General features: G+C 60.4%; 11 protein-coding genes. 3 read left to right on the top strand and 8 right to left on the bottom strand.

Translation table 11 applies throughout. The features are described from left to right. Window positions 1-113: 113 nt before the first annotated feature. Window positions 114-1,535, top strand: coding sequence for an amino acid permease (locus QZH45_RS24335; RefSeq protein ID WP_024780917.1), 1,422 nt, complete (start codon window positions 114-116; stop codon window positions 1,533-1,535). A 68-nt stretch (window positions 1,536-1,603) separates the two neighbouring features. Here QZH45_RS24335 and QZH45_RS24330 read toward each other — a convergent pair whose 3' ends face one another. The 8 genes from QZH45_RS24330 to QZH45_RS24295 form a co-directional block, all read right to left on the bottom strand. Further along, on the bottom strand, window positions 1,604-1,900 hold the full coding sequence (locus tag QZH45_RS24330; protein ID WP_081036501.1) for a fibronectin type III-like domain-contianing protein: 297 nt from the start codon (window positions 1,898-1,900) through the stop codon (window positions 1,604-1,606). A 371-nt stretch (window positions 1,901-2,271) separates the two neighbouring features. Further along, entirely contained in the window at window positions 2,272-3,897 is a 1,626-nt protein-coding gene (locus QZH45_RS24325; protein WP_055135118.1) for a glucan biosynthesis protein, read from the bottom strand. Between the two features lie 131 nt (window positions 3,898-4,028). Further along, window positions 4,029-5,648 carry an FMN-binding glutamate synthase family protein gene (locus QZH45_RS24320; protein ID WP_024780920.1) on the bottom strand — a complete coding sequence of 540 codons (1,620 nt, stop codon included), beginning with the start codon at window positions 5,646-5,648 and terminating at the stop codon, window positions 4,029-4,031. A gap of 171 nt (window positions 5,649-5,819) precedes the next feature. Beyond that, entirely contained in the window at window positions 5,820-7,226 is a 1,407-nt protein-coding gene (locus QZH45_RS24315; protein ID WP_055136121.1) for an ATP-binding protein, read from the bottom strand. Beyond that, complete coding sequence (locus tag QZH45_RS24310; RefSeq protein WP_024780922.1) at window positions 7,223-9,025, bottom strand: DAHL domain-containing protein; 1,803 nt, start codon at window positions 9,023-9,025, stop codon at window positions 7,223-7,225. The genes QZH45_RS24315 and QZH45_RS24310 overlap by 4 nt, the downstream gene beginning before the upstream one ends. Beyond that, window positions 9,022-9,981, bottom strand: a complete 960-nt coding sequence (locus QZH45_RS24305) for a cytochrome-c peroxidase (RefSeq protein WP_055136122.1) — start codon at window positions 9,979-9,981, stop codon at window positions 9,022-9,024. The genes QZH45_RS24310 and QZH45_RS24305 overlap by 4 nt, the downstream gene beginning before the upstream one ends. Before the next feature lie 36 nt (window positions 9,982-10,017). After that, entirely contained in the window at window positions 10,018-11,892 is a 1,875-nt protein-coding gene (locus QZH45_RS24300; protein ID WP_024780924.1) for a GGDEF and EAL domain-containing protein, read from the bottom strand. Continuing rightward, the gene (locus QZH45_RS24295) at window positions 11,889-14,180 is read right to left on the bottom strand and encodes a GGDEF/EAL domain-containing response regulator (RefSeq protein ID WP_053192266.1); all 2,292 of its coding nucleotides are present in this window, start codon (window positions 14,178-14,180) and stop codon (window positions 11,889-11,891) included. Before QZH45_RS24295 ends, QZH45_RS24300 begins: the two co-directional genes overlap by 4 nt. A gap of 229 nt (window positions 14,181-14,409) precedes the next feature. On the opposite strand from QZH45_RS24295, the gene QZH45_RS24290 reads away from it, so the two are divergent. Together QZH45_RS24290 and QZH45_RS24285 are read left to right on the top strand one after the other, a co-directional pair. Then, a complete protein-coding gene (locus QZH45_RS24290; protein WP_024780926.1) occupies window positions 14,410-15,777 on the top strand; it encodes an HD domain-containing phosphohydrolase in 1,368 nt (455 codons plus the stop codon). A gap of 214 nt (window positions 15,778-15,991) precedes the next feature. Next, window positions 15,992-16,420 (top strand): NUDIX hydrolase, encoded by a 429-nt coding sequence (locus QZH45_RS24285; protein ID WP_024780927.1) that lies wholly within the window; start codon window positions 15,992-15,994, stop codon window positions 16,418-16,420. The last annotated feature ends 2 nt before the right edge of the window (window positions 16,421-16,422 follow it).

Raw genomic sequence — 16,422 nt, 5'->3', positions numbered from 1 at the left:
CCAAGGTTTTACAGTGAAACTCTCTATCCTCGGCTTTTTATACTGCACGGCCCATCGGCCTGTGGCCTTGGAACCCGGTGGCTAATCCAATAACAAAACGGAGTTGTATCCCTATGCCTGTCGGCAATCCTCTGCCCCCTGGCGAGACCGCTCAGGGCGGTCCGCTCAAACGTGAACTCGGTGAACGGCATATCCGCTTGATGGCGCTTGGCGCCTGCATCGGTGTCGGGTTGTTCCTCGGTTCGGCCAAGGCCATCGAAATGGCCGGCCCTGCGATCATGCTGTCCTACATCATCGGTGGCCTGGCGATCCTGGTGATCATGCGCGCCCTCGGCGAGATGGCTGTGCACAATCCGGTGGCCGGTTCGTTCAGCCGTTATGCCCAGGATTACCTCGGCCCGCTGGCCGGTTTCCTGACCGGCTGGAACTATTGGTTCCTGTGGCTGGTGACCTGCGTGGCGGAAATCACCGCGGTGGCGGTGTACATGGGCATCTGGTTCCCCGATGTGCCCCGCTGGATCTGGGCCCTGGCCGCACTGCTCAGCATGGGTACGATCAACCTGATCGCGGTCAAGGCCTTCGGGGAGTTTGAATTCTGGTTTGCCCTGATCAAGATCGTGACCATCATCGCCATGGTCATTGGCGGCGTGGGCATTATTGCCTTCGGGTTCGGCAATGATGGCGTGGCGCTGGGCATTTCCAATCTCTGGACCCACGACGGGTTCCTGCCCAATGGGGTACAGGGTGTACTGATGTCTCTGCAGATGGTGATGTTCGCCTACCTGGGCGTGGAGATGATCGGCCTGACCGCCGGTGAGGCGAAGAACCCGCAGAAAACCATTCCCAACGCCATCGGTTCGGTGTTCTGGCGGATCCTGCTGTTCTATGTCGGCGCGTTGTTCGTGATCCTGTCGATCTATCCTTGGAACGAGATCGGCACCCAGGGCAGCCCCTTCGTGATGACGTTCGAGCGCCTGGGCATCAAGACCGCCGCCGGCATCATCAACTTCGTGGTGATCACCGCTGCGCTGTCGTCCTGCAACGGCGGCATCTTCAGCACCGGGCGGATGCTCTACAGCCTGGCGCAGAACGGCCAGGCCCCGGCCGGTTTCGCCACCACCTCGGCCAACGGTGTACCGCGCCGCGCATTGCTGTTGTCCATTGCCGCGTTGCTGCTGGGCGTGTTGCTCAATTACCTGGTGCCGGAAAAAGTCTTCGTCTGGGTAACCTCCATCGCCACCTTCGGTGCTATCTGGACCTGGGTGATGATCCTGCTGGCCCAGCTCAAGTTCCGCAAAGGCCTGAGCGCTTCCGAGCGTGCCGCCCTGAAGTACCGCATGTGGCTGTATCCGGTCAGCTCGTACCTGGCCCTGGCCTTTCTGGTGCTGGTGGTGGGACTGATGGCGTACTTCCCGGATACACGGGTGGCGCTGTATGTAGGACCGGCGTTTCTGGTGCTGCTGACGGTGCTGTTCCACACTTTCAAGTTGCAGCCTACGGGTGAGGCTCAAGGTTCGGTGAGTTCGGTCCAGTGATGCGATAGATCTGGCGAGGCCATTGTCAGACTTGACGGTAGCCTCGCTCGATTTCGAATGATCGAGCGCTAACGCAATGACGTCTCGCGCAACAACCGTGGAATGGCCGAGCGTTGTTTGTTCAGGCTTGCCCCTGACGTCACTTCGAAACTGGCCTGGTTATCAGTGGCGGAGCTACCTCCGACGTAAACCGTGAATGTCCCGGATTCGACAACCGGTAGAAAATCGGTATCGAGTGACGCGAAGTCGTCCTGATCGAGCGTGAACCCTACGGTTTCTGTTTCCCCTGGAGCGAGCTTGACCTTGGAGAAACCACGTAGCCGATGCCTCGGCCAGCGGCACGGGAAAGACGGTGCGAAACCCATGGATCACGTCGAAGGAAAACAACAAGGGAATATGCAGGCGCGAGCCTTGCACAGCCTGCTGCTGTACTTTGCGGGTGTTTTCCGCCCCATACACTCCGAGCACTGAGCCAACCGCCGCGACGTCAGGGGCGTGTTGGGCTTTGGTGTCGATCATCGGGCCAGTGGCCGTGAGTTGCATGCCCAGTTGGGTCAGTTGAGCGGCTTTTTCTTCGAGCGTCATTTGCCTGATCAATTGTTCGATAAAGACCCTCTCATTTCTATCCAGGTCGTTATCGCTGCCTGTGAGTTCAAGTCCGATCATGGCAAACAGTGTACCAGCCAGGGTGGCAGTAAAAAGATGGTTCATGGTGTCGGACCCTTCGCAGGCTACGTCAGGTGGGCACCGGATACGTCTTCTTCGCGGCTGATGGAAGCTCGGCCGTGTGGTACTGGTAAAGCCAGGTTTCGGTAAGCGTCTCGCCTTTGAGGCTCAGATACAGGCGCATTTCGACCGGCTCGCCAGGCTCGACACTTAAATCGAATTGCGCGTACCAGCGATCGGCTTGTCCGTCTGGGACTATTCCCGAGAAAATATTCGAAAACGTCCCTCTGGAGGCCCAGAGCACGGCTTCGGGCTTCTCGCTTGGGGCGAGTTTTTCCAGCGGAGCGCCTGAGAATTCGACGAAGAACTTGCGTACGCCCTTGGGGCGCGGCCGGCCTGCCAGGCCTCCATTGCCCAGGCGCGTAGCCACGCAGCGTGCGAGGCTGGAGGGATAGGGTTCTTCGGACAGCCAATGCAGCCGATATTTGAAACGGTATTGATTACCGGCCTCGGCGGGCTCTTTGGGGACCCACATTGCGACGATGTTGTCGTGGATCTCATCGTCGGTGGGGATTTCCACCAACTGTACGCTGCCGTTGCCCCAGTCCCCCAATGGCTCGACCCACAAGCTGGGACGGCGTTCATAGTGCACCCCGTCCAAGTAATGGTCGAAAGAGCGGTCTCGCTGGAGCAGCCCGAAACCTCGGGGATTATTATCGGAAAATGCGCAGGCCATGGTGCGTGAGGGGTTGTTAAGCGGTCGCCAGATATGTTCACCCGCTCCTGTCCATAGCGCCAATCCGTCAGAGTCGTGTACTTCAGGACGCCAGTCGAGAGCGGCGGCCTTGGTCGCTTCGCCGAACCAATACATTGAAGTCAACGGCGCGATGCCGAAGCGGTCGATATTCTGGCGTAGAAACAGCGCGGCCTCGACGTCCATCAGCACACCCTTGGCGCGGCTCAACACAAAGCGATAGGCGCCACACAGACTGGGCCCTTCAAGCAACCCATACAGCGTCATGTTGGCTTGTCGGTCGTCGGTGGGTGTCTCGATCCAGAATTGGGTAAAGCCAGGGAATTCTTCGGCCATGCCCGCCTGCGCGACATTCAGTGCTATTCCCCGCGCTGAAAGGCCGTATTGGTACTGCTCTCCAATGGCCCGAAAATAGGAGGCTCCGACGAACGCCGCCCAATCGTTCTGCTTCCAATCAAGATCCTTTTGCTTGTCCAAACGGCTTTCCTGAAGACGCAAGCCAGCAAATCCTATATTGGAGGCCAGCGCCTGGGCCGGGCTGTCGGCGGGCATCTCGAAGAGCGATTTGTCGTAAGGGATTTCATGGGCGACGCCGTCGGCGACGACATGCATTTTGACCGGAATACGAAAGAACTCTCCCAGATGGAAGAAGGTGATTGGGTACAGGCCGGGCCCGTGGGCAAAAAGCGCACGTGTGCTGTCGAATCGAATCTTCTCCAGCGCCTCGTAATCAATGTTCGACAGCAACTGCTCGGGGATGGCGGTGGACTTGACATAGGGTTTGAGCGCCATTGCTTCGGCGAGCAGGATCAATGTGTCAAAGCTGAAGGGAGCCGGGGCGTCGGACTTCACGTCGCGGGCAAACGCAGGGATAGGCGTGGGCAACGAGGCCAATGCTGCACAGAGCGAGGCGAAGCTCACGAGATCGCGGCGCGTCAACATAGGATCTTCCCTGCAATTGAACGTCTGAGGGAATGTTCAATTGCAGGGGCGTGGCCGTCTACTGTCAGAGTTGACAGGTGAAGAGAGCCAGAACCTCGGCTGATCGGGGCTCTTGCGCCCTTCGTTAACGGTTACGCAACCTCCGTTTCCAAAGGCTCGAAACTGTCCGCCCGCGCCATCTGCCACATTCGCGAATAAAACGCGCCATTGACCTCGCCCGTCAGCAACTCCCCCGGCTTGAGAAACACATGCAGTTGGGAGAACAGCTTGATCTCGGTCGCGGACATCCGCCGGACCAAGTGTTTGGGTTGCAACTGCGATGGGTGTTCGAGGCCCGCGGCGGCGAGCATTTCCGCCAGGGCCTTGAGGGTGTTGCGGTGGAAGCTGTAGACCCGCTGGGCCTTGTCCGGGACGACCAGGGCGCGCTGGCGCAAAGTGTCCTGGGTGGCGACGCCGGTGGGGCATTTGTTGGTGTGGCAGCTTTGCGATTGGATGCAGCCGATGGCGAACATGAAGCCCCGTGCAGAGTTGGCCCAGTCGGCACCGATGGCCAGTACGCTGGCGATGTCGAAGGCGCTGACGATCTTGCCACTGGCACCGAGCTTGATCTTGTCCCGCAGGTTCAGGCCCACCAGGGTGTTATGAACGAACAGCAGGCCCTCGCGCAACGGCGCGCCGATGTGATCGGTGAACTCGACTGGTGCGGCGCCCGTACCGCCTTCCTTGCCGTCCACTACGATGAAATCGGGCAGGATGCCGGTTTCCAGCATGGCCTTGGCGATTCCCATGAATTCCCATGGATGACCCAGGCAGAACTTGAAGCCTACCGGTTTTCCACCGGACAACTCACGCAACTGCTGTACGAACTGCATCAACTCGATGGGCGTGGAAAATGCGCTGTGGGATGACGGCGATACGCAATCCTCGCCCATGCGGATGCCGCGGGTTTCGGCGATTTCCCGGGTGACCTTGTGCTTGGGCAGAATCCCGCCGTGGCCGGGTTTGGCGCCCTGGCTCATCTTGATTTCAATCATCCGCACCTGTGGGTTCCGGGCCTGGGTGGCGAAACGCTCCGGGTCGAAGTGGCCGTCCGGGGTGCGACAGCCGAAGTAGCCGCTACCCAGTTCCCAGGTCAGGTCGCCGCCGTGTTCACGGTGGTAGGGGCTGATGCTGCCTTCACCGGTATCGTGAGCGAAGTTGCCGAGTTTCGCCCCCTGGTTCAACGCCCGGATAGCATTGGCACTCAGGGAACCGAAGCTCATGGCGGAAATGTTGAACACCGAGGCGGAGTAAGGCTGGGTGCATTGCGGGCCACCGACCGTTACGCGAAAACTGCCGGGGTCGCTCAACGGGGCCGGGCGCATGGAGTGGCCGATGAATTCGAAACCGGCCTGGTAAACGTCGATCAAGGTACCGAAGGGTTTGTCGGCGCTTTCGTTCTTGGCCCGGGAATACACCAGTGAGCGCTGGGCGCGGGAGAAGGGCAGGGCATCGCTGTCGGATTCGAGCAGGTACTGGCGGATCTCCGGGCGAATGCCTTCGACCAGGTAGCGGATATTGCCCAGGATCGGATAGTTGCGCCGCACGGCATGGCGGCTTTGCAGCAGGTCGAACAGCCCCAGCAGGCTCAGCAGGCCTGTCACCAGTGCGATCGGCCAGAGCCAGTCATGCGCGAGGAACGGCAGGCTGGCGAGGGTGAACAGTACACAGCCGGCAAAGAAGGCGTAACGGCTCAGTAGCGACAGGCTCATGCGGTTTCCTTGGGGTAGGGGCGGAGGGCCATTCTGCGCTGGTGGCGAAACGCTGGGCAACCGGTGATGAGAGGATTTCATGTGCTCAGGGATTTATCTGTGGCGAGGGGATTCATGTGGCGCAGGGATGAATCCCCTCGCCACAGGGGCTCTTTCACAGATAAATCTGGGTCACCCCGCCAACTTCATCTGCCGCACCGGCAACTCGACCCGGAACGTCGTCCCCACCCCCACTTCGCTGCGCACGGTGATCTCGCCGTTGTGCTTCTTCACGATGCCATAGGACAACGACAGTCCAAGCCCCGTGCCCTGGCCGATGGGTTTGGTGGTAAAGAACGGGTCGAAGATTTTTTGCAGGGTTTCCGGTTCGATGCCCGAGCCGTTGTCGGCGACTTCGATCCACACGGTGTCGCCGTCGACGCCGTTGCGCAAGGTGATGGTGCCGCGTTCGGGACCGATGGCCTGGGCGGCGTTGACGATCAGGTTCATGATCACCTGATTGATTTGCGACGGCAGGCATTCGACTTCTGGCAGTGGGCTGTACTCCTTGATCACGTCGGCCTTGTACTTGATTTCGTTGGCCACGATGTTCAGCGTCGAATCCAAGCCCTGCTGCAGGTTCGCCATCTGCCATTCCTGGTTGGAGTCCACGCGGGAGAAGTCCTTCAGGTCCTTGACGATCTGTCCGACCCGAGCGATGCCATCCTTGGACTCCTTGATCAGCAGTGGAATGTCCTCGACAAGGAAATCCAGCTCCACTTGCTCGCGCAGCTTGGTCAAGTACATCACCAGCTCCGGCGAAGCGATGGCTTCTTCGGCATTGCCATAGGCCAGGAGCATTTCCTCCAGCTTGCTGAAGTAGCCGTCCAGCGCGCCCAGGTTGGAGGAAATGAAACCGATGGGGTTGTTGATTTCGTGGGCCACCCCGGCTGCCAACTGACCCAGTGAGGCGAGCTTTTCCGATTGCACCAACTGGGTTTCCAGCATCTTGCGCTCGTCGATTTCCATCTGCAGCAAGGTGCTGGCTTGTTTGAAGGCCTGGGTGCGTTGCTGCACCAGTTCTTCGAGTTTGTTCATTTTCAGTTGCGCGCGGGAGGTCATCTCCCACTTGGTGGTCAGGGTGTTGGCCATCTGCAGGACTTCGATGTTGTCGAAGGGCTTTTTCAGGATCAGCAGGCGGTCGTGGCCGTTCAGGCGGTCGAGCAGTTCATCCCAGGAATAATCCGAATAGGCCGTGCAGACCACCACCTGCAACTGCGGATCGCGCTTCCACAGTTCTTCTATGGTCTTGGCGCCGTCCCAGCCCTCGGGCATGCGCATGTCGACGAAAGCCAGGGCATACGGACGGCTCTTTGCAAGCGCCTCCTGCAGTTTGCTCAGGCCTTCCTGGCCGCCGTAAGCCGAGTCGAGCTCGAACACCGTGCCGGCCGGTTTCGGTGCCTCGCCGAACAGCGCGCTTTCCATGTCCTGCAGGTCGGCGTTGCTGTCGTCTTCGGGGGTGAGAATTTTGCGAAAATCCTCATGAATGGCGGGCGTATCGTCGATCAACAGGATGCGCCGGTTACTTAAATTGTTCATGAATCGTCTTCCGCGAGTTTCAGGGGCACGTGCAGTACAAACGTCGCCCCCTTGCCGGGTCCCTCACTGTGGGCGGTGAGGCGGCCGTTCATTTCGATGGCGGCCGTTGCACAGCTGTGCAGGCCGAACCCGTGGCCTTCCTTGCGCGTGGTAAAACCGTGGGCAAAGATTCGTGTCATGTTTTCTTCCGGGATACCTTCGCCCTCGTCCTTGACACTGATCTGCAACATCTCGTCATTTACGACCGCCGCACTCAGTGTCATGTTCCGCGCATGATTCGAGACTCCGGCCATGGCGTATTTGGCGTTGCTGATCAGGTTGATCAGGATCAGCAGTAGCCGGTGCTTGTCGCCCATGATCCGAGGCACGTTACCGTATTCCTTGATCACCGTCACATGGTGTCGGGTCAGGGCACCGGAGTTCATGCGCAGGGCATCTTCAAGCAGTTCGCTGATCACCAGCGGTTCCATCACGCTGTTGGCCCCGGCGTAGGATTGCTGCGTGGAGACGATGTCCTTGATGTGGTCCACGCTCTTGCTCAACTGGGCCAACTCATCGATCAGGCTCTGCTGCTCGACTGCCATGGCGTCCACCAGCTGATTGAGATAACCGGGCAGCAGCTTGCCTTTCTCGTCCTCGGTGAGGAAATGCCCCAGGTCATGGGGATGCTCGTTGATCAGGCTCATCGCCTTGCCCAGTCCCTGGGCCTTGCTGCCGCGCAACTTGCGGCTGACCAGGTCGGCGGAGATGTTCACGCTGTTGAGCACGTTACCGACGTTATGCAGCACATTGGTGGCGATTTCCGCCATGCCGGCCTGGCGGGCGGTGTCCATCAATTCGCTCTGGGTATCCTTGAGCTGGCGGGTGCGCTCTTCGACCCGTTGTTCCAGTTCGTCGTTGGCGGTTTGCAGGGCGTTGTTGACGCGCTTGATCTCGGCAACGCTGCGTATCAGCCGGATGGCCAGCCAGATCAATATCAATACCAGGAGAGTGGCGAACACCAGCAGGTACACATGATTGCGTTGGTACGTGTCGGCGGCCACTTCCTGGGCCTCATCGATCATGCGGGTAATGGTGTCCAGATGGTCGGAGACAGGAACGGCGTCGATGCCCTCCAGCAACTCATTGACCCGTGGTTGTTCGCGCAGGATCAGGGCGATGTGCCGGCTCAAGATATCGATAGAGTCATGCAGGCCCACCGGCAGGCGCTCCTTGTTGACATCCAGGCGGTTCAGGCCAAGCAGTACCTCGGCGGCAATTTCACGGGTGGTGAGCTGAGAGAACTCCATGCTGCTGAGCAACAGGTCGTAGGTGTCGATGGCAACACTTTGCAGCTGCAGTTTGTCCTCGTCGGACAGCCGGGCGAACTCGGCCTGGATATCGTCTTCGGCGGTGGGCAGGAACGCCAGGGAATTGCGCAGCACCGCGTTGTGGGACTTGAACTGTTCCACCAGGCGGGTCTTTTCCTTGATGGCCTTGAGGTATTCGTCGCGCTGGGTTTCCCAGAGCGAGGGCGCACGGCGACCCGGCTCCGACTCAATGGCATCGAGGCGTTGCCACAGGCGCGTCATTTCGTGCAGCGGGGAAACCAGCGGGTCGTAGTTGTGGCTCAAGGCGATCCGGGATTTGAGTACCTCGTTGTCCCAGATAGCGTCCTGCTGCTTGAGCAGGCGGATCAGGTCCCGGGACTCAATGTACGAGGCCGCCTGCTGCGCACTCGAATTGACGTACATGAACAGCAGGACCGAGGCGAGCAGCGCGCCGATGAAGAACAGGCCGAAGCGACGAAGGGCAGTCATAACGGCTTGCCCTCGTATTCTCCGGTCAGGGTCTTGAGGAATTCGACGATCAGCTCCGTGTCGTTCTTCAAGGGTTCACGACCCAACTGGTATTTGAACATCACCTCCACCGCACGCTCGAGGGTCGGTGCGGAACCGTCGTGGAAATACGGTGCGGTAACGGCCACGTTACGCAGGCTGGGAACCTTGAAGACCTGACGGTCGTCTTCTTCGCCGGTGATGTTGAAACGACCCTCATCGACCCGGGTGGGGTTGCCCCGATCTCCGATGTAGTCACCCATGACGCCGAACTTCTGGAACATGTTGCCGCCGATGTTCACGCCTTGGTGGCAAGCGATGCAGCCGTATTCCTTGAAACGTTGGTAGCCGAACTTTTCCCGGGGGGTGAGGATGTCGGTGTTGCCCAGCAGATACTGGTCGAAGCGCGAGTTGGGCGTCAGCAGCGTGCGCTCGAAATCCGCCAGCGCGCCCTGGATATTCGGTTCGGTGACGCCGTCGGGATAGGCGTTGGCGAAGTCCTTGGCATAACCCGGGTCATCGGCGATGCGCTTGACCACCGCTTCCCAGGTATTGCCCATTTCCGTAGGGCTGGTCACCACGGCGTGCACCTGGTCTTCCAGGGTATCGACACGGCCATCCCAGAACTGGTGGAAGTTCAGGCTGGCATTGAACACGGTAGGGGTATTGACCTCCACCGGCTTGCCATCAAAACCCATGGAAAGCCGTTTGTCGTCGGCCCCGCCCTTGTCCAGGCGATGGCAACTGGCGCAGGACAGGGTGTTGTTGACCGACAGCCGGGGATCAAAGAACAGCCGTTGGCCCAACTGGACGCGCTTGGGGTCCAGGGCCGGAACGGGGGGCAGCGGTTTGAGTGGCTCGTCCAGTGGTGCGGCGTGAGCAGCCACGCCCAAGCCCACGAGCAGGCCGAGAGCGATTAAGAGTCCAGATGACGCCATCGGATGCTTCCTTGAATCTCTTGGTTGAGGGGTATTTCACGAAAACGGATTCGGATGTCGTTCCCACTCGACCATCCACTGGACAAAGGCTTGCGGCTCGACCGCCTTGCTGAAGTAGTACCCCTGGGCCTCCTCGCACTGGTGGACCTTGAGGAACTCCAGTTGCGCGCGGGTTTCTACGCCTTCGGCGATGATGTGCAGGTTCAGGCCCTTGCCAAGGTTGATGATGGTGCTCACCAGCTTGGCGTCATTGCTGTCGATGCTCAGGTCACCGACGAACGATTGGTCGATCTTCAGCACATCCACCGGAAATTTCTGCAGGTAGCTCAAGCTCGAATAGCCAGTGCCGAAGTCGTCGATGGCCAGCCGGATCCCCTGTTGCTTGATGGCCTTGAGGATGGCGACGGTGGTATCGATGTTCTGCATCAGCACGCTTTCGGTGATCTCCAGTTCTAACTGTGTCGGATCCAGTCCCGTTTCCTTGAGGGTGCGGGCGATACCTTCGACGAAACCGCGTTGACGAAAATCGATGGCCGAGACGTTGACCGACAGGTACAGCGGCCGCATGCCCTGGGCCTGCCAGGCGCAGGCCTGCTGGCAGGCTTCCTGGAGTACCCATTGGCTTAGCGGCACGATCAGCCCGCTGTCCTCGGCCACCGGGATGAAGTCCGATGGTGGAACCAGCCCGTGACCCGGCCGGTTCCAGCGCACCAGTGCCTCGACGCCGACTACTTTGCCGCTGCGCAAGTCCAGCTTGGGCTGGTAGTGCAGCACGAACTCCTTGCGTTGCAAGGCCAGCCGCAAACCGGATTCGATGGTCTGTTGCTGTCGGGCCCGGCGGTTCATGTCTTCGGTGAAAAAACGGTAGTCGTTGGGGCCGGTTTCCTTGACGTTGCGCATCGCCGTCTCGGCTTTCTTGATCAGCGCCACGGCGTCGAAACCGTCGGCCGGGTACACGCTCACACCCAGGCTCGCGGTGACGGTCAGGTCATGGCCATCGATGGGTTGGGGCGAGTTGATGGCCGCCAGCAGTTTTTCCGCCACGCCCTTGATCTGTTGCGGGTCGGTGATGTCTCCCAGCACCACCACGAATTCATCGGAACCGTAGCGAAACACCGAGTCGGATTCACGCACCACCGTCGCCAGCGTGCGGGCCACGCGTTTGAGCATCTCGTCGCCCACCGGATGACCGAGGGCATTGTTGATGCGCTTGAAGCGATCCAGGCCGATGAACATCACTGCCAGTTGCCGGTCATGGCGCCGGCACTGGGCCATGGCCTGGGTCAGGCGATCACCCAGCAGCATGCTGTTGGGCAGCTCGGTGAGCACGTCGTATTGCAGCAAGTGGGACACCTTGAGCAATTCCTGGACCCGCTCCTCGATCGTGCGCTCCAGGCTGCGCATTTTTCTCGCCGCATCCTGGGCCAGCTGCCATTTCCAGGTCATGGCACTGGCCATCTGGCGGATCTCCAGAGTGTCGAAGGGTTTTTTCAGGATCAGCAGTTGATCGTCGAACTCGATGCGTTCGGACATGGTTTCCCAGGTGTAATCCGAGAAGGCTGTGCACAAGGCGATTTGCAGCCGCGGGTCGGCTTGCCACAAACGCTCGATGGTCTGCAGGCCGTCCCAGCCCGGCGGCATGCGCATGTCGGCGAACACCAGCGCATAGGGCTGGCCTTCGGCCTGGGCGCGCTTGACCAGCTCCAGGGCTTCTTCGCCCTGATAGGCCGAGTCGATCTGGAATTGCAGTCGGTTGACCTGGGGCGTTCCGAACAACAGGCTCTCGGTATCGTCCAGCGAATCATCGCTGCCGCTGCCGGGGCTGAGGATCTTGCGGAAGTCCTGATGGATGGCCGGTGTATCGTCCACCACCAGGATCCGCCGGTTGGCAGGTACCGACATGGGGTTCATGGGTTGCTCTCCGATAGCTGGCTCGCCGGCCGGGTCCAGTGATCCTCCACGGGAATGATGGTGCCGGCCTTGAGCAGCGCGGCGGCCTGGCCGCTGTCCACCACCGTGCTGAAGTAGTGCCCCTGGGCTTGCATCTCTCCGCCGGTGGACATCAGTGTGGTGCGCTGTTCCTGGGTCTCGACGCCCTCGGCGATGATGCCGATGCCCACGTCCCGGGCAAAGTTGATGATCGCGCGCAAGGTCATGGCGTTGTCAGGGTCGTCGTTGGCGCTGTCGAGCAGGCGCTGGGCGAGCTTGAGGTGATTGACCCGATAGGTCTTGAGGTAATCGAATGAGGAATATTCGGTGCCGAAATCATCGATGGCCACCTGTACCCCCAGTTCACACAGGCGCGGCAGTACGTCGTTGTGGGTCCACTTGGTCTGGGCGAGGGTGGCTTCGGTGACATCGAAACGCAGGTCCCAGGGGGCCAGCTCCCAGCGGGCCGTGGTACGCAGGACATCGTAGATCAGCTCCGGCCCGGTCTTGAGCTGGGCCAGGGACAGGTCGATGGCAATCACCGGGGGCGCCATGCCCTGGTCGCGCCACTGGCGCATCTGTTGGCAGGCCTGATCCAGTACCCAATGCCCGAGGGCAATGATGAGCCCGGTTTTTTCGGCCGCCGGCATGAACACCGACGGCTCCAGCCAGCCGCGCTCGGGGTGCTTCCAGCGTACCTGCACACCCATACCCAGGATTTTTCCGGTGCCGAGGTCGACTTCCGGCAGGTAATGCAGGTGCAATTCGTGGTTCTCGATGGCCTGACGCAGGTCGTTGGTCAGGGTGACCCGGTCCGTCACCTCCTGGTTGATCTCCTCGTTATGGAAGTGGTACTGGTTGCGGCCTTTTTCCTTGGAGCGATACAGGGCCATATCGGACTGGGCCATCAGGCTGTCGGCACTCTGGCTCTGGGGGGTGTACAGCGCGATGCCGATGCTTACGGAGATCCGCACATCGTTGCCGTCCAGGGAGTAGGGCGCCATCAAGGTATCGCGGATCTTGGCGGCCAGAGCGGCGCACTGGGTCGGTTCGTGGACATCCAGTTGCAGGATTGCGAACTCGTCACCGCCCAGGCGCGCGACCACGTCGTTTTCCCGGGTACAGCCCTTGATGCGCGTGGAGACCTCCTGCAACAGCAGGTCGCCGATGGGATGGCCCAGGGTGTCGTTGATCCGCTTGAAATGGTCCAGGTCCAGGTAGAACATCGCAAACGGTGCTGCCCCCCGGCGAGCCGCGGCGAAGGCCTGGTGCAGGCGCTCGATCACCGTGGCGCGGTTGGCCAGCCCGGTGAGGCCGTCGGTACGGGCCAGCAGGGCGATTTTTTCCTCGGCCACCTTGCGCTCGGTGATGTCGAGGATGATGCCCTCCACCTCCAGCAGTTGGCCCTGCTCGTTGCGTACCGGGATATAACGGTTCTCCACCCAGCGGAACGCGCCGTCGCCGGTGAGCATGCGGAACTCGATGGAAGCCCCCGCCGTATCGCGATCCAGCACGCGAACCATGGCCTGGTCGATCTTGGCCTGGTCGTCGGGGTGGATCAGCGCTTGCGCCCATTCCGGTGAGTTGACCAGTTGCGCCGCGACATGGCCGAACTTGGTGATGTTGTGAGAAATGTACATCAACGGGAAGGGCGGTTCGCCGCGCAGGCGATAAAGGATGGTCGGGCTGTTCTGCACAATGATGTTGGCGTCGGCCAGTTCCCGGGTGCGCTTCTCCACCGCCTGTTCGAGCATATCCATCTTCAGCGCCGCGTCTTCGGTCATCTGCCATTTGACGGTCAGGGTGCTGGCCATCTGGCGAATCTCGATGGCGTCGAAGGGCTTTTTCAGGATGAGCAGGCGGTCGCCCAGCTCCAGGCGCTCAGCGATGTCTTCCCAGGAGTAATCCGAGTAAGCGGTGCACAGCGCGACTTGCAGCTTGGGGTCGGCGCGCCACAGCCTTTCGATGGTTTCCAGGCCGTCCCAGCCAGGGGGCATGCGCATGTCGATGAAGGCCATGGCATAGGGCTGCCCCTGGGCCAGCGCTGTCTCGACCTTGTTCAGGGCTTCCATGCCCTGGAACGCCGAGTCGAGCACGAAACTCTGAGTGGTGACCGCAACCGGCGCGCCGAACAGGGCCTCTTCGGCACTGCTCAGATAGTCTTCGGCGAGTGCCTGGGGACTGAGGATCTTTCGAAAATCTTCATGGATCGTCAGGGTGTCGTCGACGATCAGGATCCGCCGATTGGCTCTCTCCAGGGGCAGGCTCATGGCCGTGCACCGAGGTGATGCTGACTACAGAACCGTGGGTACATCTGATATCCCTTTCGCTGGCATGAGTATTCTGGCCGGTACTTGGCCCTTCATGGGGTACAGCATAGTCGTCTGATCGGGATGCGCTCGGTCAGTAGTGGCAAATCGTGCTGAAATTCATGCAATCTACTAGCCTGTCATGTGGGGGTAAGGTAGAACGGTTTTCGTCTTATAGGAGGGGGTAATGATGGAAGATCAGTCGCCGGGCGTTCCGGTTACGAAGCCGACGGTGCTGTTGGTCGATGACGAAGAGTCGATTCTCAACAGCCTGCGTCGGTTGTTGCGTAGCCAACCCTATGAAATCCTGCTGGCCGATAGCGGTGCCAAGGCCTTGGAAATCCTCAAGGAGCGGCCGGTCGACCTGGTGATGACCGACGCGCGCATGCCCAATATGGACGGTGCGACGCTGCTGGCACAAATCCGCAAGCTCTATCCATCGACCCTGCGTATCCTGCTCACCGGCTATGCCGACGTGGACATGATGACCAAGGCCATCAACGAGGGGCAGCTCTACCGCTACCTCAGCAAGCCCTGGAACGATGACGAGCTGGTGCAGGCCCTGCGCCAGGCCTTGGCCCACCAGCATTCCGAAAGCGAACGCCAGCGCCTCGAAGCGCTGAACCGCGAGCAGAACCAGCAACTCAAGACCCTCAACGCCACCCTGGAAAAGCGCGTGGCGTCACGTACCGCCGAGCTGCAGCAGACCGCCGACATGCTCGATCTGGCCTATGAGGAGCTCAAGCGCAGCTATGTGACCGGCACCGAGGTGTTCTCGCTGATTGCCAACCTGCGCCTGCCCAAGGCCAAACAGACCAACCGGCAGATCATCGAGCTGATCCGGGTCTACAGTCGGCTGCACTTTCTCGACGAGTCCACCGACCGCGACCTGACCATGGCCGCCGCGCTCTACAATATCGGCAAGCTGAGCTGGACCGATAACATGATGACCACGCCGGCAGACATGCTGCACCATCACGAACTCGAGCTGTACCGGGCCTATCCGAAGCAGAGCGAATCGTTGTTGATGACCCTGGATCCGATGAAAGACGCGGCGCGCATCATTCTTCATCACCAGGAGCGCTGGGACGGCAGCGGCTTCCCGGATCACCTCAAGGGCGAGGCGATCCCCTTCGGCTCGCGGCTGTTGAAACTGGCGGTGGATTTCATCGAACTGCAACGCGGGCTGATCCTCGAGCGGCAGATGAATAGCGACGAGGCGTTGGTCTACATCCGCAATTATGCCGGCAAGCTGTACGATCCCGGGATGGTGGAGGACTTCATCAAGGCCTGTGCCGAATACCTGGAGGACGTGACCCTGTCCGACCCGACGGTGAAGGTCATGTCCACCCGTGAACTGGCGGCCGGCATGCTCCTGGCCCGTAACCTAAACGCCGACAATGGCATGCTGTTGCTAAATGCCGGCAAAGTGTTGAGCGGCCCGTTGGTGGAGAAACTCATCGCCTTCGAAGCGATGGAAGGAGCCCGGTACAGCGTATTCGTCAAGATCCCCGAGGAAGAATTGGATCCTTCGGCGCCGAAGCCGATGTTGGGGTGATCCAAGCCTGACTGGCGACTCGAATCCCCCTGTGGGAGCGAGCCTGCTCGCGAAAGCGGCGTATCAGCTGTTGAGCAGTTGACTGACACACCGCCTTCGCGAGCAGGCTCGCTTCCACAGGGATTGGTGTTGCCTGTGCAAGTGGGGCAGGCTTTGCTCCAGCCTCTGTGGTCTGTAATCTCCCCCGGCATTTTTCCGCCAAGGCCGATCATCCATGACCACTCCCCTCATCCACATCGCCGCCGCCCTGCTGATCGGGCCGGACGGTCGAACCCTGCTGGTGCGCAAGCGCGGTACGCGGGCCTTCATGCAGCCGGGCGGCAAGATCGAGCCCCATGAGCAACCGGTCCAGGCCCTGGCCCGGGAGCTGGAAGAAGAGCTGGGGCTGACAATCGATCCGGCACAGGCTCGCTACCTGGGCCCGTTCAGCGCGCCGGCCGCCAACGAGCCGGGCTTTGTTGTCCAGGCTGAGGTGTTTCTGTTGACCATCGACACCGCGGTTCTCCCCGCTGCCGAAATTGAAGAGGTTCGCTGGATCGACCCGGCCGGTGACGGCGGGTTGCCGCTGGCTCCGTTGACAGGTGAGGTGATTCTGCCGTTTTATCGGACTACAGACCTTTCGAACCCAAGCCTCAAGGATTGACA

It is taken from the genome of Pseudomonas corrugata (assembly GCF_050920615.1).
Lineage (GTDB): Bacteria > Pseudomonadota > Gammaproteobacteria > Pseudomonadales > Pseudomonadaceae > Aquipseudomonas > Aquipseudomonas corrugata.
The sequence above is the reverse complement of the archived record's forward strand: the minus strand, read 5'-3'. Positions and strand labels throughout refer to the sequence as shown.

What these genes read in the sequence shown, in the direction of transcription:
- QZH45_RS24335 (WP_024780917.1), top strand. Translation starts at nt 114, where the DNA reads ATGCCTGTCGGCAATCCTCTGCCCCCTGGCGAGACCGCTCAGGGCGGT.
- QZH45_RS24330 (WP_081036501.1), bottom strand. Translation starts at nt 1,900, where the DNA reads ATGGGTTTCGCACCGTCTTTCCCGTGCCGCTGGCCGAGGCATCGGCTA.
- QZH45_RS24325 (WP_055135118.1), bottom strand. Translation starts at nt 3,897, where the DNA reads ATGTTGACGCGCCGCGATCTCGTGAGCTTCGCCTCGCTCTGTGCAGCA.
- QZH45_RS24320 (WP_024780920.1), bottom strand. Translation starts at nt 5,648, where the DNA reads ATGAGCCTGTCGCTACTGAGCCGTTACGCCTTCTTTGCCGGCTGTGTA.
- QZH45_RS24315 (WP_055136121.1), bottom strand. Translation starts at nt 7,226, where the DNA reads ATGAACAATTTAAGTAACCGGCGCATCCTGTTGATCGACGATACGCCC.
- QZH45_RS24310 (WP_024780922.1), bottom strand. Translation starts at nt 9,025, where the DNA reads ATGACTGCCCTTCGTCGCTTCGGCCTGTTCTTCATCGGCGCGCTGCTC.
- QZH45_RS24305 (WP_055136122.1), bottom strand. Translation starts at nt 9,981, where the DNA reads ATGGCGTCATCTGGACTCTTAATCGCTCTCGGCCTGCTCGTGGGCTTG.
- QZH45_RS24300 (WP_024780924.1), bottom strand. Translation starts at nt 11,892, where the DNA reads ATGAACCCCATGTCGGTACCTGCCAACCGGCGGATCCTGGTGGTGGAC.
- QZH45_RS24295 (WP_053192266.1), bottom strand. Translation starts at nt 14,180, where the DNA reads ATGAGCCTGCCCCTGGAGAGAGCCAATCGGCGGATCCTGATCGTCGAC.
- QZH45_RS24290 (WP_024780926.1), top strand. Translation starts at nt 14,410, where the DNA reads ATGGAAGATCAGTCGCCGGGCGTTCCGGTTACGAAGCCGACGGTGCTG.
- QZH45_RS24285 (WP_024780927.1), top strand. Translation starts at nt 15,992, where the DNA reads ATGACCACTCCCCTCATCCACATCGCCGCCGCCCTGCTGATCGGGCCG.